The sequence below is a fragment of the Pseudodesulfovibrio mercurii genome (assembly GCF_000189295.2).
GTDB classification, from domain to species: domain Bacteria; phylum Desulfobacterota; class Desulfovibrionia; order Desulfovibrionales; family Desulfovibrionaceae; genus Pseudodesulfovibrio; species Pseudodesulfovibrio mercurii.
Genome location: NC_016803.1, coordinates 2,970,700 through 2,989,269, shown reverse-complemented (window position 1 = coordinate 2,989,269; position 18,570 = coordinate 2,970,700). Strand labels below are relative to the sequence as shown.

Annotated in this window: 18 protein-coding genes; 10 read left to right on the top strand and 8 right to left on the bottom strand. The window is 67.9% G+C overall.

The genetic code is table 11. The features are described from left to right. Window positions 1-482: 482 nt before the first annotated feature. The 6 genes from DND132_RS18345 to ahbB all read right to left on the bottom strand — a co-directional run bounded on the left by DND132_RS18345 (window position 483) and on the right by ahbB (window position 6,156). A complete protein-coding gene (locus DND132_RS18345; RefSeq protein ID WP_014323308.1) occupies window positions 483-1,844 on the bottom strand; it encodes a hypothetical protein in 1,362 nt (453 codons plus the stop codon). Between the two features lie 70 nt (window positions 1,845-1,914). Next, entirely contained in the window at window positions 1,915-2,322 is a 408-nt protein-coding gene (locus DND132_RS13475) for a cytochrome c3 family protein (protein ID WP_014323307.1), read from the bottom strand. 169 nt (window positions 2,323-2,491) lie between these two features. Then, window positions 2,492-3,238 carry a precorrin-3B C(17)-methyltransferase gene (cobJ, locus tag DND132_RS13470; protein ID WP_014323306.1) on the bottom strand — a complete coding sequence of 249 codons (747 nt, stop codon included), beginning with the start codon at window positions 3,236-3,238 and terminating at the stop codon, window positions 2,492-2,494. Then, window positions 3,231-4,259, bottom strand: a complete 1,029-nt coding sequence (locus DND132_RS13465; protein ID WP_014323305.1) for a cobalt-precorrin 5A hydrolase — start codon at window positions 4,257-4,259, stop codon at window positions 3,231-3,233. The genes cobJ and DND132_RS13465 overlap by 8 nt, the downstream gene beginning before the upstream one ends. Window positions 4,260-4,408: 149 nt before the next feature. Then, window positions 4,409-5,668, bottom strand: a complete 1,260-nt coding sequence (gene hemL / locus DND132_RS13460; RefSeq protein ID WP_014323304.1) for a glutamate-1-semialdehyde 2,1-aminomutase — start codon at window positions 5,666-5,668, stop codon at window positions 4,409-4,411. 11 nt (window positions 5,669-5,679) lie between these two features. Beyond that, window positions 5,680-6,156 carry a siroheme decarboxylase subunit beta gene (gene ahbB, locus DND132_RS13455; RefSeq protein WP_041915809.1) on the bottom strand — a complete coding sequence of 159 codons (477 nt, stop codon included), beginning with the start codon at window positions 6,154-6,156 and terminating at the stop codon, window positions 5,680-5,682. Window positions 6,157-6,287: 131 nt separating this feature from the next. On the opposite strand from ahbB, the gene DND132_RS13450 reads away from it, so the two are divergent. Genes DND132_RS13450 through cbiD form a run of 4 tightly spaced genes read left to right on the top strand, consistent with a single transcriptional unit; the run spans window position 6,288 to window position 10,184 of the window. Beyond that, window positions 6,288-7,280 (top strand): NAD(P)H-dependent glycerol-3-phosphate dehydrogenase, encoded by a 993-nt coding sequence (locus DND132_RS13450; RefSeq protein WP_014323302.1) that lies wholly within the window; start codon window positions 6,288-6,290, stop codon window positions 7,278-7,280. Window positions 7,281-7,317: 37 nt separating this feature from the next. After that, complete coding sequence (locus DND132_RS13445; RefSeq protein ID WP_014323301.1) at window positions 7,318-7,596, top strand: hypothetical protein; 279 nt, start codon at window positions 7,318-7,320, stop codon at window positions 7,594-7,596. 12 nt (window positions 7,597-7,608) lie between these two features. Beyond that, complete coding sequence (locus DND132_RS13440; protein WP_014323300.1) at window positions 7,609-9,102, top strand: SDR family oxidoreductase; 1,494 nt, start codon at window positions 7,609-7,611, stop codon at window positions 9,100-9,102. Window positions 9,103-9,104: 2 nt separating this feature from the next. Continuing rightward, window positions 9,105-10,184: a cobalt-precorrin-5B (C(1))-methyltransferase CbiD gene (cbiD, locus tag DND132_RS13435; protein ID WP_014323299.1), complete on the top strand. Its 1,080-nt coding sequence runs from the start codon at window positions 9,105-9,107 to the stop codon at window positions 10,182-10,184. A gap of 31 nt (window positions 10,185-10,215) precedes the next feature. On the opposite strand, the gene DND132_RS13430 is transcribed toward cbiD, so the two are convergent. Both DND132_RS13430 and DND132_RS13425 read right to left on the bottom strand, forming a co-directional pair. After that, a complete protein-coding gene (locus DND132_RS13430; RefSeq protein ID WP_014323298.1) occupies window positions 10,216-10,539 on the bottom strand; it encodes an AzlD domain-containing protein in 324 nt (107 codons plus the stop codon). Then, window positions 10,532-11,227 (bottom strand): AzlC family ABC transporter permease, encoded by a 696-nt coding sequence (locus DND132_RS13425; RefSeq protein WP_014323297.1) that lies wholly within the window; start codon window positions 11,225-11,227, stop codon window positions 10,532-10,534. Before DND132_RS13425 ends, DND132_RS13430 begins: the two co-directional genes overlap by 8 nt. A 122-nt stretch (window positions 11,228-11,349) precedes the next feature. Here DND132_RS13425 and radA point away from each other — a divergent pair, with 122 nt between their 5' ends. The 6 genes from radA (at window position 11,350) to ada (ending at window position 18,097) form a co-directional block, all read left to right on the top strand. Beyond that, on the top strand, window positions 11,350-12,672 hold the full coding sequence (radA, locus tag DND132_RS13420) for a DNA repair protein RadA (RefSeq protein ID WP_014323296.1): 1,323 nt from the start codon (window positions 11,350-11,352) through the stop codon (window positions 12,670-12,672). A gap of 130 nt (window positions 12,673-12,802) precedes the next feature. After that, window positions 12,803-14,143, top strand: coding sequence for a hypothetical protein (locus tag DND132_RS13415; protein WP_014323295.1), 1,341 nt, complete (start codon window positions 12,803-12,805; stop codon window positions 14,141-14,143). A 4-nt stretch (window positions 14,144-14,147) separates the two neighbouring features. Then, the gene (locus tag DND132_RS13410; RefSeq protein WP_014323294.1) at window positions 14,148-15,569 is read left to right on the top strand and encodes a sensor histidine kinase; all 1,422 of its coding nucleotides are present in this window, start codon (window positions 14,148-14,150) and stop codon (window positions 15,567-15,569) included. Window positions 15,570-15,595: 26 nt separating this feature from the next. Next, complete coding sequence (locus DND132_RS13405) at window positions 15,596-16,366, top strand: hypothetical protein (protein ID WP_014323293.1); 771 nt, start codon at window positions 15,596-15,598, stop codon at window positions 16,364-16,366. Window positions 16,367-16,418: 52 nt separating this feature from the next. Then, window positions 16,419-16,898 (top strand): LysM peptidoglycan-binding domain-containing protein, encoded by a 480-nt coding sequence (locus DND132_RS13400; protein WP_014323292.1) that lies wholly within the window; start codon window positions 16,419-16,421, stop codon window positions 16,896-16,898. Between the two features lie 134 nt (window positions 16,899-17,032). After that, entirely contained in the window at window positions 17,033-18,097 is a 1,065-nt protein-coding gene (gene ada / locus DND132_RS13395; protein ID WP_014323291.1) for a bifunctional DNA-binding transcriptional regulator/O6-methylguanine-DNA methyltransferase Ada, read from the top strand. Window positions 18,098-18,570: the final 473 nt, after the last annotated feature.

The window sequence follows — 18,570 nt, the reverse complement described above, 5'->3', positions numbered from 1 at the left end:
CGCCGAGCGGATGCCTCCGGCGGCCAGAGAACCCTTTGAAAAGGGTTCTCTGGACTCTCCCAAACTTTTTGTCGCCGCTTCGCGGGTTGCAAGCGCGATTACCCCGGCCAACAAGGGCCTCCCTCCCCCAAATGAAACGATCCGGGCGGCGCAGCCACCCGACAGCGGCTCTCCCCCCGCGCTCGAAACAGGCTTGGGAGAGTGGGTCAGCCGTGCATTTTTCGCTGCCCCATTGGGATCGAACGCATAAAAAAAGACCCTGCCGCACCCGGCAAGGCCTCATCTTCATTCTTCCCTCTTCTGGAGCGATTCGGGCGGCGCAGCCACCCGACAGCGGCTCTCCGCGCTCGGGATAGGCTTGGGAGAGTGGGTCAGCTGTGCATTTTTCGAGGGCCCGTTTGACCGCAGCGTAGCCTTCTACGTGAGGATCAAACGGGCCCTCGAAAAATGTGCAGATGGCCCGCTATCGCAAGCCGCTTTGGTCAGTCATCCAAATCAGCCGCCAAGGCGGCGATCTCTTCGCGGATAATCTTGGCCGCCTCGGCGGGCACGAGCTGGGCGATCTCCTCGCGCAGGCGGTGCTCCAGCTCCTCCACGCGGCCCTCAAGCTGGCGGACCTTGGCCTGGAGGCTCTCCAGGGTGGGCTCGTCCTCCCCGTGGGTCTCGGCCAGGAGCAGGGCCACGTCCTCTTCCACGTCCATTCCAGCGTCGGGCGGCATGGCCTCGGCGGCCAGGACCTCGTCCAGGGACCCTTCTTCCAGGTCCATGACCAGGTCGTCGTCCAGGTCGGCCTCCGCCTCCTCGGCGTCCACCACCCCGGACACGTCCACCTCGACGTTGTCCAGCAGGCTGTCCACGTCCTCGATGTCGTCGTCCTCAAGCTGGTCCAGGCCGGTCAGTTCGGCGTCCACCGGCGCTTCGACGGCCTCGGCGGCCAGGTCGGCGAAGACGTTGCCGTCCACGACCACGGGCCCCGCGGGCTCCTCGAACGGTTCGGGCTCCTCGCCTTCGGGCTCGTCCATGATCGCGTCCAGGGCGTCGGCGTCCATGGCCTCTTCCACGGAACTCTCGGGCTCGGCCACGGGCATCTCGGGCGCGGGCTCATCGTCCATGACCGAGGCCAGCAGATCCGGATCCAGGTCCTCGTCCAGGTCCGGGACCTCGACGTCGAGGGAAATTTCTTCTTCGGGTTCGGCCTGGACCTCTTCCTCGATCAGGTCGTCCAGGTCGATGAGCGGCTCTTCTTCGGCGGCTTCGTCGGCAGGTTCGGCAACGGGCTCGGCCTCGGGTTCCTCGATCAGGTCGTCCAGATCGATGATCTCCTCGTCCTCGGGCTCCTCCGCCTGATTGTCCTCGGCGATGTCCGCCACCAGGGCCTCGGCCTCCGCACCGTTGGGCGCGCTCTTTGCGGCGGCCTTTTCGGCGTCGGCCCGCTCGACCAGCTCGACCACCTCGTCGAGGACGATCAGGTCGTCGTCCCCGTCGGACTCTTCGGCCAGGTCGTCCAGGAGGAGCAGGTCGTCCTCCTCCCCGCCTTCATCCCCGCCGTTCGGGGCTTCCTCCACGACCTCGTCCAGGACCAGCAGGTCGTCGTCCCCGGCCTCGGGGGCGGCCTGCGGGGCCGGTTTCGGGGTTTCCACCTGGTCGTCCAGCACGATGGGACCGCCGCTCTCGTCCACGACGGGAGCGTCTTCGAGGTCGTCGGCGAAGAGGTCCTCGAGCTCCTGTTCGAAGTCCGCGTCCACGGTATCGGGGTCGAAGCCCTCGTCGGCAGCGGGTTCGTTCAGCACGTCGCGCACATCGGCGTCGTCATCTTTGGGAGCGGGCGGTGGAACCGGGGTCATGGTTGCCTCCAGACGGAGTTTAAAAAGGGGGGCCGTGTTGCACAGCCCCCCTTGGATTCACCCTAAAGGCTTATTTGGGGTGGCATTCCTTGCAGCTGACCGGAACGTTCTTGCCGGCCTTCTTTTCCTTCTTGTGGCAGGCCAGGCAGGAAGCGTCGGACTTCTTGCTGTGGAAGGCGGAGTAGAAGCTGGTCGGCTCCTTCTTGGCAGCCGCGCTCGCGTCGATGTGGCAGCCTTCGGAAGCACAGCCCTTGACGTCGTCCTTGCTGGTGGCCTTGTGATGGCAGACCAGGCAGTCGATGCCGCCGTCAACGTGTTTCTTGTGCGGGAAGACCACGGGCGTCTTGGTCGCTTTGGCGCCGGCCGGGACCTCGATGGTGATGCTGTCCGCAGGCGCGTTGGCCGCAATGACCACGGGCAGGCAGAAGACGCACACCAGGGCGGCCACCATCAGGCTGATGATGAGAGATTTCTTCATGTACCTAGTTCCTCCTGTTGCATAAAAGATAAACAGTCACACTCTCTACTATGCGGGATAAATAAGTATCCACCCCCTGTCAAGCGGAGGGCTGCCATCGTAGACCCTTGCTTTTACCCGATAAAGCCCCTTGAGCGCAAGGGGGGATTTGCACTTTGATCCGGCGGTTTTACAGGGCGTATTTGCGGTGATAGCCGCGCGGGGTGAGCATGCGCCCCCCCACCAGGCGGGTGGCCGAGTTGCCGACCAGGAGCACGGTCTGCATGTCCGCCTTTTCCACATCCACGTCCTTCAGCGGCACGGCCTCGACGAACTGGCCCACGCGGTACGCCTTGCGCACGATGCCCACGGGCGTGGTCGGCCTGCGGAACTGGCCGATGATGTCCAGTGCCTCGCGCAGGTGGTCGCTGCGCCGCTTGGAGCGGGGGTTGTACAGGGCGATGACGAAATCCGCGCTGGCCGCGGCCTGAAGGCGCTGTTCGATGCGCTCCCACGGGGTCAACAGGTCGCTCAGGGAGATGGACGCGAAGTCGTGCATGAGCGGCGCGCCGAGCAGGGCCGCCGCCGCGTTGAAGGCGGCCACGCCGGGGATGACCTCGAAGGGCACGGTCTCGAGCAGACCCTCGCTCTCCAGGACCTCCATAAGCAGCCCGGCCATGGCGTAGATGCCCGCGTCGCCGGAGCAGACCATGACGGTCCGGCGCCCGGACCGGGCGTGCTCCACGGCCTGCCGGGCGCGGTCCAGCTCGCCCATCATGCCCGTGGAGATGACGATCTTGCCCTCGAGCATGCCGTCCGGGACCAGCTCGATGTACGCCTTGTACCCGGCCACCACCTCGGCCTCCTCGATGGCCCAACGGGCCGCCGGGGTCAGCAGGGAGATGTCCCCGGGTCCGAGACTGACCGCCTTAAGCACGGTTGCTCCGGGCCACGGCCAGGGTCACGGTGGAGGTCTTTTCCTTGGTCACGATCAGCTCCCCGCCGTGGGAGGCGAGCATGGCCGAGGCCTCGGCCACGCTGGGCACGCCCATGTGCGCCTGGACGCGGTCCGAGGGCGTGGGCGTGTCCACGGCCGCGAGCTGGGCCGTGGAGTAGAAGACCGGGTCCACGCCGAACTCCTCGGCCGCCTCGAGCAGGCCGGGTTCGTTGCGCTTGGCCTCCACCGAGCCGACCGAGGCGATGGATTCCATGGAGAAACCGTATTTCTTGAAGACCGCGTAGACGTGGTCCAGAATCTCGTAGGTGGTGATGTCCCGGCGGCAGCCGATGCCCAGATGCAGGACCCTGGGGTGCAGGGCCAGGCTGCCCTCGGGGGCGTCGTTGTGCCAGGAGACCCAGATGCCCGGCATGGTGTCGTTCCAGTCCTCGTACCCGACCTTGCCCTCGAAGGAGGCGTTCCAGGCCAGCCCGAGCCAGTCCTCGGGGTCGTAGAGCTGGACGGTCCGGTCCTCAAGCAGGGCCATGTTCACGTCCTTGACCTTGTTGATGGTCCCGATGGCCAGCCCCTTGGCCATGGCCAGGCTGTCGATGGACAGGACCCCGGCCGAGTCCGTGGCCGTGGTGATGACCGACTGCCCGCCCATGATGCGCGCGCAGCGGTCGGCCAGTTCGTTGGCCCCGCCCAGGTGGCCCGAGAGCAGGCTGATGGCGAACAGCCCGGTCTGGTCCATGCAGACCACGGCCGGGTCGGTCTCCTTGGATTGCAGGTGCGGGGCGATGCAGCGGACCACGATGCCCGCGGCGGCCACGAAGATGTGCCCGTCGAAGGCGTTGAACGAGGCCGAGACCAGGTGTTTGAGGGACTCGAAGGAGATGGCGTCCTCGGCCTCCAGGTTCTTGGAGGCATAGAGCGTGCCCGGCAGCCTGGCGGCCAGCCGCTTGGCCACGGCCAACCCCTGGGAGGTCAGGGCGTAGATGGCGATTTTCTTTGCTGGCATTCCTTCTGTCTACCAGCAACCTCGGGTCGGGGGAAGAAAAAAACAGCATGACGTGGGGTGTTTTTTCCCGGTTCCCGCACGGTCGGCGAAAAAAGGGCCGGGAACCCGAAGGATTCCCGGCCCGATGGGTATACTGGTGGCGAAACGACCTAGAATTCCACCGCGCGGGCCGCGGCCAGGGTCTTCTCGAAATCCTCGTCCGAGTGGGCGAAGGAGGTGAAGGCGCACTCGAAGCCCGCCGGGGCCAGGTAGATGCCTTGGGCCATCATCTGCTTCCAGTAGATCCCGAAGGTGGTCTGGTCGCAGCGGCCCGACTCGGCCATGTTGGTCACGGGCGCGTCCGAGAAATACAGGGTGAAGGCGGAGCCCGCCTGGGCCACGTAGACCGGCTTGCCCTTGGCCCGCAGGATGGCGGCCAACTCGTCGGTCAGGGCCTTGGTCTTCGCCTCCAGGGCCGGATAGTCGCACTCCTGCAACCGCTTCAGGGTGGCCAGACCGGCGGCCATGGCCACGGGGTTGCCGGACAGGGTGCCCGCCTGGAACACGCCGCCCACCGGGGCCATGTGCTCCATGATCTCGCGCTTGCCGCCGTAGCAGCCCACCGGGAACCCGCCGCCGATGATCTTGCCGAGCGTGGTCAGGTCCGGGGTGATGCCGTAGCGCTCCTGGGCCCCGCCGGGGGCCAGGCGGAAGCCGGTGATGACCTCGTCGAAGATGAGCACCGCGCCGTATTGCGTGCACAGGTCGCGCAGCCCCTGGAGGAAGCCCTCCTTGGGCAGGACCAGACCCATGTTGCCCGCGCACGGCTCCACGATGACGCAGGCGATCTCGTCGCCCGAGGTCTCGAAGTGCTTCCGCACGGCGTCCAGGTCGTTGTACTGGGCCAGCAGGGTGTGGCTGATGACCTCCTCGGGCACGCCGGGGGTGCCGGGCACGGTGCCCGCCGCCGAGCCCGCCGCCGCCAGGAAGGCGTCGGCGTGGCCGTGGTAGTTGCCGATGAACTTCACGAACTTGTTGCGCCCGGTATAGCCGCGCGCCAGCCGCAGGGCGGACATGGTCGCCTCGGTGCCGGACGAGACCATGCGCATCATCTCCATGGACGGGATGATCCTGCTGATCTCCTCGGCCAGCAGGACCTCGCCCAGGCAGGGCGCGCCGTAGCTGGAGCCGTGGTCCACGGCCTCATGGGCGGCCGCGTTCACGGCCGGGTCCTGGTGCCCCAGGAGCAGCGGCCCCCAGGAAAAGACGTAGTCGATGTACTTGCGCCCCTCCACATCCCAGAGATACGCGCCCTTGGCGTTCTCGATGAAGACGGGTTCGGCATTGACGTACTTGCAGGCCCGAAGCGGCGAGTTGACCCCGCCGGGCATGAGGGCCAGCGCCCTGGCGTAAAGCGATTTCGAATCCATTGTGGTGCTTCCTATTTGAAATAGACCATGGAGGTCTTCTTGAGTTCCTTGAGGGACCTGAGGGTACAGTGGTCGTCGATGCCCACTGCCTGTTCCAGCTCGGCCACCACCTCGTCGGTCTGGCCGGGCCGCTCGCCGTGGATCATGGTGTAGACGTTGTAGGTCCACTCCGGGTAGGTCCGGCGCACGTAGCAGTGGGATATCTCGGGCCGATCGGCGAATATCTGGCCGACCTCCTCGATGCGCTCGTCCGGCACCCGCCAGGCGACCATGGCGTTGTGGCCGTAGCCCGCCTTCTGGTGGCGCAGGGTGGCCCCGAAGCGGCGGATGATCTTGCGCTTCTTGAGATCGGCCAAGAGGTCGATGACCTCCCGCTCGGTCGCGCCCGCGGCCTCGGCGATAGTCTTGAACGGCTGCTCGGTGTCCGGCAGGTCGCCACCCGCCAGGGCGAGAATCCTTTCCTCGGTTTCGCTGAATCGTATTGCCATGGGGGGTCTATACATTCCGCCGCCCCCGGATGCAACCGGCGCGGGCGGTTTTCGGCACGGTCCCGCCCTTGCCACGCACGGTCGGGCCACGTATGCTGGTGTACTCGACAACCGAGCCAAGGAGATCCTGAATGAAGATAGCTGTACTGGGCGCGGGCGCATGGGGCACCACCCTGGCCGACATGCTCGCCAAAAATGGCCGGAACACCACCCTGTGGGCGCGCGAGCCCGAGGTGGTGGCCGACATCCGCAACCATCGGGAAAACCGGGTGTTCCTGCCCGGCGTGACCCTGTCCGAAGCGCTTGAGGTCGAGTCCGACCCGGCGACCGCCTTTGACGGGGCCGACTACTTCCTGGTTGTCATCCCCAGCCAGTTCATCCGCCCGGCCCTCGTCGGGTTCCGCGACCTGCTCCCGGACCGCCCGGTCCTGGTCAACGCCTCCAAGGGCATCGAGCTCAGCACCCTGGCCCCGGTGTCCCGCGTGGTGGCCGAGGCGCTGGAGGGCAAGGGGCCCCGGTACGCGGCCCTGTCCGGCCCGTCCTTCGCGGCCGAGGTCTCGCGGAACATGCCCACCTCCGTGTCGCTGGGCTGCGAGGACCACGACCTGGGCCGCGAGCTGCAGGAGGCCTTCTCCACTCCGTATTTCCGCGTCTACTACACCCCGGACTACCGGGGGGTGGAACTGGGCGGCGCGGTCAAGAACGTCATCGCCATCGCGGCGGGCATCGCCGACGGCCTGGGCTTCGGCCACGACGCCCGGGCGGCCCTGATCACGCGCGGCCTGGCCGAGCTGAGTCGGCTGGGCGAGGCCATGGGCGGCCAGGAACGGACCTTCATGGGGCTGTCCGGCATGGGCGACCTGGTCCTGACCTGCACCGGCGACCTGTCGCGCAACCGCCAGGTGGGCCTCAAGCTCGGCCAGGGCAAGACCCTGGACGAGATCGTCGGCGAGATGAAGGCCGTGGCCGAGGGCGTCAAGACCACCCAGTCCCTGCACGACCTGGCGGCGAAGCTCGAAGTGGAGCTGCCCATCACCGAGCAGGTCTACAAGATTCTCTACGAAGGCAAGGACCCGGCCCAGGCCACCACGGACCTGATGAGCCGGGACCTCAAGGATGAGTAACAGGACGAATAACAGGACGAACAACCGAAGGAGCGCCATGCGCCGAATCATCGTCGCCACCCTTTCCGCCGCCCTGGTCGCGGCCGTCCTGCTGTCGGGCGGCTGCTCCAAGCCGTGGACCCACCCCGACTACTCGGGCAAGGAGCTGGACCGGAAGTTCCAGGAGGACTCCCTCAAGTGCGAGGTCGTCGCGGGCGAGGAGTTCCCCCTGGACAAGCACAAGCAGAACAAGCGGTTCCTGATGTGCATGGCCGACCTGGGCTGGAACTACCACCCGGACGGCGAGGGCTACCGCTTCCAGACCAAGCCGCGCTAGGCGGGGGACGCCATGGCTGACGGTCGGGTCCTGGTCCTCGGTTCCACGGGCTACGTGGGCGGGCGGCTGGTGCCGCTGCTCTTGTCGCGCGGCCACCCGGTGCGGGCCGCCGGGCGCAGCGTGGACAAGATCCGTGCCCGCTCCTGGGGCGACAAGGTCGAGGCCGTGCGGGCCGAGATGCACGACCTCGAGAGCCTGAAACAGGCGGCCGAGGGGTGCGACGCCGCCTTCTACCTGGTCCACTCCATGACCCGTCCGGGCCGCGACTTCGCCGAGCAGGAGCGCGACGCGGCCTACAACATGGTCCAGGCGGCCAAACACGCGGGCCTCAAGCGGATCATCTACCTCGGCGGGCTGGGCGAGGACCGCGAGGACCGGCCCCTGTCCACGCACCTGCGCTCGCGGGCCGAGGTGGGCCGCATCCTGGCGCTGGGCCCGGCCAAGGTGACCACCCTGCGCGCGGCCCAGATCATCGGCTCGGGCTCCTCGTCCTTCGAACTGGTCCGCTACCTGGCCGACCGGCTGCCGTTCATGATCACCCCGGCCTGGGTGCGCACCAGGACCCAGCCCATCTGCATCCGCAACGTGCTCGGCTACCTGGCCGGGTGCCTCGAAAACGAGGCCACGGCCGGGCTGACGCTCGACATTGGCGGGCCGGACGTCCTGTCCTACGAGGAACTTTTCCATCTCTACTCGGAGGTGGCGGGCATCCCCCGGCGGCGGCTGCTGCCCCTGCCCTTCGTCTCCCCGCGCCTGTCCTCCTTCTGGGTCTCCCTGATCACCCCGGTGCCCATGCCCCTGTCCCGCGCGCTCATCGAGGGGTTGCGCAACGAGGTCGTCTGCCGGGACCACCGCATCCGCGAGCTGGTCCCCCAGGAACTGCTCTCCTGCCGCGAGGCCATCCGCCGCGCCCTGGAAAAGACCGAACAGCAGGCCGTGGAGACCTGCCTGTTCGACGTGGGCTCCGCCTGCATGCCCGAGTGGGCCTCGGTGGACGACCCCCGGTACGCGGGCGGCACGCGCTTCGAGATGGGCTACCGGGCGCGGCTCCAGGGAGACCCGGACAAGGTCTGGGAGCAGGTGGCCCGCATCGGCGGGGAGCGGGGCTGGTATTTCGGCGATCCGTTGTGGCGGCTGCGCGGCCTGCTCGACCGGCTCCTGGCCGGGCCCGGCCGACGGGGCCGCCCGCGCGGCGACAGCGAACCGCGCGTGGGCGACGCCCTGGACTTCTGGCGGGTGGTCGCCTCGGACTGGGGGCGTCGGCTCCTGCTCAAGGCCGAGATGCGCCTGCCCGGCGAGGCCCTGCTGGAATTTCGGCTGGACACCAAGTGGGACAACGCCGTGGACCTGTCCATGACCGCCAAGTTCCTGCCGCGCGGCCTGACCGGCATCCTCTACTGGTATGCCATGTATCCCTTCCACGTGCTGCTCTTCGGGAACATGCTCGAAAACATCTCCGACCTGGCGGGCACCACCCTGTACGAACCCGCCCGGCGGGTGCGCTGACCGTGAGCCGGGGGCTGCGCACCGGCCGGACCACCGGCACCTGCGCCGCAGCCGCGGCCATGGCCGGGGTCCGCTTCCTGCTGACCGGCGAAACCGTGGCGTCCGTGGATGCCCCCCTGCCGCCCGGCGGCGCGCTGACCGTGCCCGTGGAGCGCATCGAGCCCGAGGACGGCGCGGTCCGCGTCACGGTCGTCAAGGACGGCGGCGACGACCCGGACGCCACCCACGGCCACGAGATCCAGGCCGTGGTCCGGGTGGAGCCGGGGGACGGCCCCTTGGGCGTGGTCCTCGCCGGCGGCCGGGGCGTGGGCCGGGCCACCCTGCCGGGCCTGCCCGTGGCCGTAGGCGAACCGGCCATCAACCCCGACCCGCGCCGCCAGATCGAGGCGGCGGTCCGGCTGGCCGCCCAGGGACTGACCTCCGGGCGCGTCACCGTGACCATCGAGGTCCCCGAGGGCGAGACCATCGCCAGGGCGACCATGAACCCGCGCCTGGGCATCGTCGGCGGCATCTCCATCCTGGGCACCCAGGGCATCGTCAAGCCCTACTCCCACGCCTCCTGGAAGGCGACCATCGAGGAGGGGCTGAGCGTGGCCCGGGCCCAGGGGCTCGACCGGGCGGTCATGACCACGGGCCGCCGCAGCGAGCGCCTTTACCTCGACGCCCGGCCCGACACCCCGGAAACGGCCCTGATCCAGGCCGCCGATTTCTTCGAGTTCGCCATGAACGCCGCCGCCGACCACGGCTTCACCCGGGCGGCCTGGTCCCTGTTCTTCGGCAAGCTGGTCAAGCAGGCTCAGGGGCTGCCCTACACCCACGCCGGGACCCACCCCGTGGACTTCGCCCTGCTGGCCGACCGCTGCCTCGAAGCGGGCTGCGACCCGGCCCACGCCCCGGCCGTCCGCGCGGCCAACACCGCCCGCCAGGTCCTCGACCTGCTGGCCGACGACCCGGGCCGCCCGGCCCTGATCGCCCTGCTGGCCGGACACGCCAAACGGGCCGCTGAAACCTTCTCCGGCAACCGGGTCGCGGTGGAATACCTGGTCTTCGACTTCGACGGCGCCCGCCTGTTCGGGGACTGACGGAGCTGCCCGCCCAGCGCGGATTCCTTTTTTAGAGTATGGCCCGGAGGAGCCAGAGGGTGGCCATGCCGCTGAGGATGGTCACCAGGATGCTGCGGGTCTTCCAGGCGGCCAGCACGGCCACGGCGGCCGCCGCCGGACGGGCCAGGCCCGTGGGGCCGCCGTCCGTGCCGTGCAGGAGCACGGCGGGCACGATGATGGCGGGCAGGACCGAGGCCGGGATGAACCGGAGCATGCGGACCACGGCCTCGGGAAAGGTCACGCGGTCCACGATGAGGATGAAGGAAAAGCGGATCAGGAAGGTGCCCAGCCCGATCAGGACGGCCACCAGCCACCAGGCGGACGCGTCACGCACGGGCGAGCCTCCGTTCGGCCAGGTAGCCGATCAGGATGCCGGTCACGGCCCCGGCCATGAGCCCGAGGTTATAGGGCAGTCCGTCGGCGAAATAGGCCACCGTTCCGGCGGCCAGGGCGGCCAGGGCCGTGGGCCGGTCCCTGATGGCGGGCACGACCACGGCGATAAAGGTCAGGGGCACGGCGAAACCCAGGTCCCAGGCGGGCGGAATGACCGCGCCCGCGGTCGCCCCGAGAACCGCGCCCACGGAATAGGAGCCCCACACGGCCAGGCCCGCGCCGAGGAAATAGTACGGCTTGTTCACGGGCTCCGCGTCCTGCCGGGCGTAGCGGGCGATGGACAGGGCATAGGCCTGGTCCGAGAGGATGAAGCCGAGCAGGGCCCGGCCGGGCAGGGGCATGGTCTTGAGGTGCGGGGCGATGGAGGCCGAGTACATGAAAAAGCGCAGGTTGATGATCAGCCCGGTGAGCACGACCACGACCAGGGAGGCGTGGTGGGTCATGAGCTGGACCGCGGCCAGCTGGCTGGCCCCCGCGTTGATGGCCCAGGTGAAGCCGAGCGCCCCCCACAGGGACATGCCCGCGCCCGCGCTGACCGCGCCGCAGATGAGCCCGAAGGGAAGCATGCCCAGGAGAATGGGGATGGAGTCGCGCGCCCCGGCCAGAAGGGATTGTCGTCTATCGTCCATGTCAGTCGATCCGCCGTCCGGTGGAGTTACAGTCCGGCCCGTCCGCCGTCAACGGATTAATTGCCCGCCGCGCCCTCCGGGGGACTGGACTTTTGGGCGCAAATGACGGGATACTCGCGACCATGAAAACCAAGGAAACCTACCGTTGCGCCGCCTGCGGCGCGCAGTCCCCCCGCTGGCAGGGCCAGTGCCCGTCGTGCAAGGAATGGAACACGCTCGAGGCCGTGACCGTGACCAGGCGGGACTCGCGTCCGGTGGGCGCGGCCGCGTCCCAGGCAACGCCCCAGGTCCTGGAGGACCTCGAAAGCGAGCACCTCGGGGCTCGGACCTCCGGGCTGCCCTCCCTGGACCACCTCCTCGGCGAGGGGCTGGTGCCGGGCGCGGCCATCCTGCTCGGCGGCGAACCCGGCATCGGCAAGTCCACCCTGCTCCTCCAGCTGGCGGGCAGCCAGGCGCGCCTGGGGCACACGGCGGTCTACCTGTCGGGCGAGGAATCCCTGCCCCAGCTCAAGGCCAGGGCGGACCGCCTCGGCCTGCTCGGGCCGGGGCTGCTGGCCATGGCCACCAACAAGGTCGAGGACGGCCTGGCCGTGCTCGAAGGGCCGAACCCGCCGGAACTGCTCATCGTGGACTCGGTCCAGACCCTGGCCTCGCCGCTGGCCGAGGGCATCCCCGGCTCGGTCAGCCAGGTGCGCGCCGTGTCGAGCGAGCTGGTGGAGAAGACCAAGAAGTGCGGGACCACCCTGATCCTGGTGGGCCACGTGACCAAGGACGGCCAGATCGCCGGGCCCAAGCTCCTCGAGCACATGGTCGACACGGTCCTGTACCTGGAGGGCGACCGCAAGCATTTCTCGCGCATCCTGCGCGTGCTCAAGAACCGTTTCGGGCCGAGCGACGAGCTCATCGTCTTCACCATGAAGGAGCAGGGGCTTGAGGTGGTCGAGGACCCGGCGACCTTCTTCCTGGGGGCGCGGGACCCGTCCCTGTCGGGCACGGCCATGGCACTGGCCGTGGATGGGCAGCGGCCCTTCGCCGTGGAGGTCCAGGCCCTGGTCTCCAAGTCCTTCCTGACCATCCCCAGGCGCACGGCGCTCGGCTTCGACACCAACCGCCTGAACCTGCTCCTGGCCGTGCTCGAAAAACGGCTGCGCCTGAACCTGAGCGGCCACGACATCTACGCCAAGATCACCGGCGGGCTGGCCTCGCGCGACCCCGGCCTGGACCTGGCCGTGGTGGCCGCGGTCATGTCCTCGTTCTACGACCAGCCGTTGCCCGAGGCCTCGGTCTACTGGGGCGAGATCGACCTGAACGGCCAGGTGCGCCCGGTGGCCGCCCACGACGTGCGCCTGAAGCAGGCCGCGCGGCTGGGCCACGGCCCGGTCTGCCACTCGGGCACGGCCCCGACCCTGGCCGACCTGCAACGGCTGCTCTTCGGCAAGCGGTAGCCGACCCCATGACATTTTCACCGAAATAGTGGTACCTTCGGCCAGACCGTGCCGTATGGATGCGGTCGGCGGACGCGCGACGGGGCGCGCCCGCGCATCGGCGAACAGCGACCTCAATGCGGAGGAAGACATGAGCGACATTCTCGACTGGACCAACGCGGACCTCGATACACTGGATATGGCGGCCTACGCGGCCCGGGCCGAAACCATGGCCGCGCGGCTGCGCGAGGAGACCGGCGCGGGCAGGCTGCCCTTCCTGACCATGCCCTACGAGGCGGCGCTGAAGAAGCAGCTGGCCGATCTTGAGGGGTACCTCGACCGGTTCGAGCACATGCTCCTGCTCGGCATCGGCGGCTCGGCCCTGGGCGCGCGGGCCCTGCAAAAGGCCTTCCACCCCTCCCAGGACCGGCCCGGCCACCGGGGCAAAAGCCTGTGGATCGCGGACAACGTGGACGCCTACGCCCTGACCGCCTACATGGACAGTCTGCCGCCCGAAAAGACCGTTGTGGTCACGGTGTCCAAATCAGGCGGGACCATCGAGACCGTGGGCCAGTATTTCATCATCAAGGAGTGGATGAAGGAGCGGCTGGGCGACGCCTGGGCCGACAACATGCTCCTGGTCACGGACGCGGAAAAGGGATTCCTGCGCGGCGAGGCCGACGCCTACGGCATCAAGGCCCTGCCCGTGCCCGACAACCTCGGCGGACGCTACTCCGTGCTCTCGGCCGTGGGCCTCATCCCGGCCCTGTTCCTAAGCATGGACATCGACGCGCTCCTGGCCGGGGCGCGCGAGGTGGCCGACGTCCTGGCCGACCCGGCATTGAGCGGCGAGACCCTGGCCGGGACACAGGCCTTCCGCCTGGCCGCCTGGGGCGCGGCCCTCATGGACAAAGGCTTTACGGAGATGATCTTTTTCGCCTATATCCCCTTGTGGGCCAGCTTCGGGGACTGGTTCGCCCAGCTCTGGGCCGAGTCCCTGGGCAAGGAGGGCAAGGGCAGCCAGCCCGTGCCCGCCGTGGGCGTGACCGACCAGCACTCGGTCAACCAGATGTTCATGGACGGCGTGCGCAACAAGGCGTGCCTCTTCCTGACCTGCCCGTCCCTGCCCGACGGGCCGGACTTCCCCGAGGACCTGCCCGACCAGTTCGCCTACGTCCGGGGCAAGCCCTTCGGCGAGCTGATCCGGGCCGAGGGACTGGGCACGCGCATGGCCCTGTCCAGGAGCGGCGTGCCCCTGGTGGAGATCCGCATGGGCGCGGACGGTCCCCGGCAGGCGGGCAAGCTCATCGGCCTGCTCGGCGCGGCCACCATCCTGACCGGCTGGCTCATGGGCATCAACCCCCTGGACCAGCCCGCCGTGGAGCTGGGCAAGCGGCTGGCCAAGGCGCGCATGGACGCGGACGGGCTCGCCGAGGAGAAGGCGCACCTGGCCGCCTTCCTGAACGCAAACAGAGACGAACGGGAGTTCTGAGTCGTTGCAAAACAATCATGAGGAAGGCAGCAGCCCGCTCCAGTTCGTCCGGGTCATTTCCTGGACCCTGCTGGTCATCATCCTGAGCTTCAGCCTGCTGTTGTCGCTCTTCATCTCCAAATATGCGGAGCAGACCCTGCTCGAGAAGCAGGAGGCCTTCGCCCTGCTCCTGGCCGAGAACGTCAGCCACCAGCTGTTCACCCGCTTCGTCATCCCCACGGTGCTGAAGTTCGGGGCCATCCGGCTGCGCAACGAGGACCAGGCGGGCGCCATGGACAAGGTGGTCCGCTCGACCATCCACAGCTTCCACGTGTCCACCCTGCGCATCTACGACCGCGAGGGCAACATCACCTATTCCCTGAACAAGGACGAGGTCGGCAGCGACGGCAACGCCGACTACATGGTCGGCAAGACCTGGGAGAGCGAGGCCTTCAGCGCGGAGATTCTGTCCAAGGTCTCCAAGGTCGCCTCCCTGTTCCGGGTCAGCCTCGACCCCGACTCCATGGTCCTGCGCGCCTACTACCCCCTGCGGGTCGAGCGCAGCCTGACCGACATCGAGTCCAACCCGATCATGGGCATCCTGGAGTTCCAGCAGGACATCACCGCCGACTACCTGGCCACCCTCAACTTCGAACGGCTGATCATCGCCTTTTCCCTGGTCACCTCCCTGGTCCTCTTCTTCCTGGTCCTGACCGTGCTGCGCCGGGCCGAGCGGCTCTCCAACCGGCAGCTGCGCGAGAAGGAGCGGCTCATCTTCGAGTTGCAGCAACAGGAGAAGCTGGCGGGCATGGGGCGCATGGTCGCGGGCGTGGCCCACGAGATCCGCAACCCGCTGGGGATCATCTGCTCCAGTTCCGAGCTGGTCCTCAAGAAGGCGCGCAAGGAGAACAGCTCCAACGTGCGTATCCTCGAGGCCCTGCACGAGGAGGCCAAGCGGCTGTCGCGCACGGTCACGGAGTTCCTGGACTACGCCCGGCCCAAGAAACCGGCCATGCACGACGTGGACATCCGGTCCATCCTCGATCAGGTGGCCGTCTTCATGGAGCCCGAGTGCGAGAAGCTCGGCGTGACCGTGGACCGCGACTTCGACGGCGACCTGACCACCAAGGGCGACAAGGACCTGCTCTACCGCGCCTTCTACAACCTGGTGGCCAACGCGCTCCAGGCCATGAACGGACCGGGCGAGCTGTCCATCAGCGCGGCCCGGGGCGAAAAGGGGCTGCACGTGACCATCATGGACAGCGGGCCGGGCTTCGCCCCGGAAAACCTGGACCGGGTGCGCGACCCGTTCTTCACCACCAAGGACACCGGGACCGGCCTGGGGCTGGCCCTGGTCTCGACCATCTTCGAGAGCCACGGCGCGGAGATGGCCCTGAGCAACGCCGAAGAGGGCGGCGCGCGGGTGGACGTCATCTTCCCCGCCTAGGCCCGCAACCCACGGAGACAGACAGCATGTCGAAAGCATGGATACAGGCCAAGCACTCGGAATTCGTCCGGGACCTGTTCAAGTTCTTCTGCCAGGCGTGCGACCAGCTGGAGATGCAGTTCGTCCGCTTCGACGAGGACGGCACGGTCGAGTTCGACGTGCTCAAGGACCTGGTCGGCACCGAGATGAACAAGGGGCTCTTGTGGCGCATGAAGGACACGGCGCACCACGTCTTCCGCAACGACCCCCACGCCCAGCTGGGCGGGCAGTTCCTGGACTGGGCGCTGGGCTACATCTTCCACGAGACCCTGAAGCTCAAGGAGGACGCCTACCAGAAGCAGAACTACGCGCCCTGGTTCCACCGCCTCTACGAGGGCGACCTGAACACCTCGGAAAAGGACGTCACCCAGCAGCTCTTCCAGGTCCTGAACCAGACCGAGGAGTCCATGCGCCGCGAGATCGACCGCATCCGGTTCATCATCGCCAAGTGCCGCCAGCTGCTGCCCTACTACCTGCACCGCTACAGCGACAACGTGCTGCTGGCGCGCTACATCTTCTCCCAGAACGGACTGGTCCGGTCCGTGTTCACCGGCGAGTACGACGGCCTGATCTTCGCCATCTACGGGCACGAGCCCGAGCGCATGTACATCCTGGCCAGCCAATCCCTGCGCCTCGGCGGCTGGGTGGAGGAGGCGGCGCAGGCCGTGGAGGAGGCCGTCCGCGAGAATCCGACCAGCAAAATGGTGTTGCAAGAAAAGAAAATTATTGATAATTGGTCTGATACAACAAATACATGACCCGGCCTTTCGCCGGGGATTGTGAACCGTGATTCATATGAGGAGGCCTTCAATGAAAAAGCTGATTTTACTGGTAATCGCCCTGTGCGTCGTGTTCGCCTGGGGCTGTTCCAAGAAAGTCCAGACCGAACCCGAAGTGGTTGTGGTCGAAGAAAAGGAAGTCGTCGTCGAGGAGCAGCCCGCACCGGCTCCGGTGGTTGATCCCATGGCCGTGTACAAGGCCGAATACGACGCGCTGCCCGTCACCCATACCGTGACCAAGGGCGAATGCCTGTGGTGGATTTCCGAGTACAAGCACGTGTACAACGATCCCTTCATGTGGCCCCTGATCTACAAGGCCAACCGCGACAAGATCAAGAATCCCGATCTGATCTACCCCGGCCAGCAGTTCGACGTGCCCCGCTACGGCTTTGACCTCGAGGAAGTGAAGGCTTCCCGCAAGCAGGCCGGCGCGCCCTGGAAGGCCCTTGAGCCCGGTCAGGACGCCGTCATCCCCGCGGAGATGCGCGCCGCGCTCGGCTACAGCTTCTAAAGGCCAGCCTCACCAGCCATACAGACCCGCCCATCCGCGAGGATGGGCGGGTTTTTCCGTTGTCCGCCCTTCCGCTCCGATTGGACCGCAAGAAACGGGTGGTTTTGCCCGGCCCCTCCGGGTAGTCTGCCCTCATGACCGCTGAAGACACCCGCCACCAGGCCCGCCTCGCCGCCGTCCTGAATCGCGACCAGACCGGGGATTTCGTCTACGCCGTGCGCACCACCGGCATATACTGCCGTCCAGGCTGCCCGTCGCGCTCGCCCAACCCGGCAAACGTCGCGTTCTTCGACACCCCGGCCCAGGCCGAGCAGGCGGGCTTCCGGGCCTGCAAGCGCTGCCGCCCGGACGACCCGGCCCACCGCGACCTGGCCTCAAACCGCGTCATCAGGGCCTGTCGGGCCATGGAACAGGCCCTGGACGCGGGCGACGAAGCGCCGTCCCTGGACGACCTGGCGCGGGGCGCGGGGTTGAGCCCGACCCATTTCCAGCGGTTGTTCAAGAGCCGCGCGGGCGTCTCGCCCAAGGAGTACGCCCAGGCCCTGCGCGACGAGCGCGTCCGCTCCGCCCTGCGCAGCGGCTCGTCCGTGACCCGCGCCCTCCTCGACGCGGGCTTCGGCTCGGCCAGCCGGTTCTACGAGCGCGCGGGCCGGACCCTGGGCATGAACCCCGCCGCCTACCGCAAGGGCGGCCGGGGGATGACCATCCGCTACGCCGTGGCCGACTCCTTCCTCGGCCCGGTCCTGGCCGGGTTCACCGACCTCGGCGTGTGCGCCGTCGAGCTCGGCGACACCCCCGAGGATCTGGTCCGGGCCCTGCGCGACCGTTTTCCCGAGGCCGACCTATGCGACGCCCGGGCCGACCTCGCCCCGCTCCTGGCCGAAGTGGCCGCGTTCATCGCCCGCCCGGACCACGGGTTGGACCTGCCCCTGGACATCCGGGGCACGGCCTTCCAGATCCGCGTCTGGAAGGAGCTGGCCTGCATCCCCGTAGGCGAAACCCGGACCTACACGGACATCGCCGCGGCCCTGGACAACCCCGGCGCGGTTCGCGCCGTGGCTTCGGCCTGCGCCGCCAATCCCCTGGCCGTGGTTATTCCCTGCCACCGCGTGGTGGGGAAGTCGGGGCGGTTGGCGGGATACCGATGGGGTATCCCGCGCAAGCGGGCGTTGCTCGACAATGAGCAAAATGAGGAATGAGAGGCGGCCGGGAAGGCTGGCCCCATGCCTTGGGGAAGAGCCGCATCGGGGGCTGCGCCCCTCGCTCCGAAGAACGCGCCTGCGGCGCGAGAGCCGTCGTGCGGGCTGCGCCCGCACATTGCTCCATGCCCTCCCGGCGGGGTCCATTTTTTTTGCTGGCCCCAAAAAATAGATGAAAAAAAGGGCCGTGCGGGGTACGCGGCCGCCCGGGGAGGGGGCGCAAGAATCCGATCCGCTCGGAGCGGCTCCATCTGATTAAAAGTATAGACCCACTCCCGGAGCGGGATGGTCCCTTTTGAGGGAGACCGAGCTTCGGTGGAACAAGAGCCGCCACCCCTTCGCGGTCGGCTTCTACGCGCCCGCTCCAGGGCTGTGACGGTGCGGGGAAGAGGTGCGGCAGGAGGCGGGAAGGCGTGCGGGTTGGAGGGACAAAGAACCGTTGTCGGGTGCCGGGGGCACCCGAAGCGCTCCGG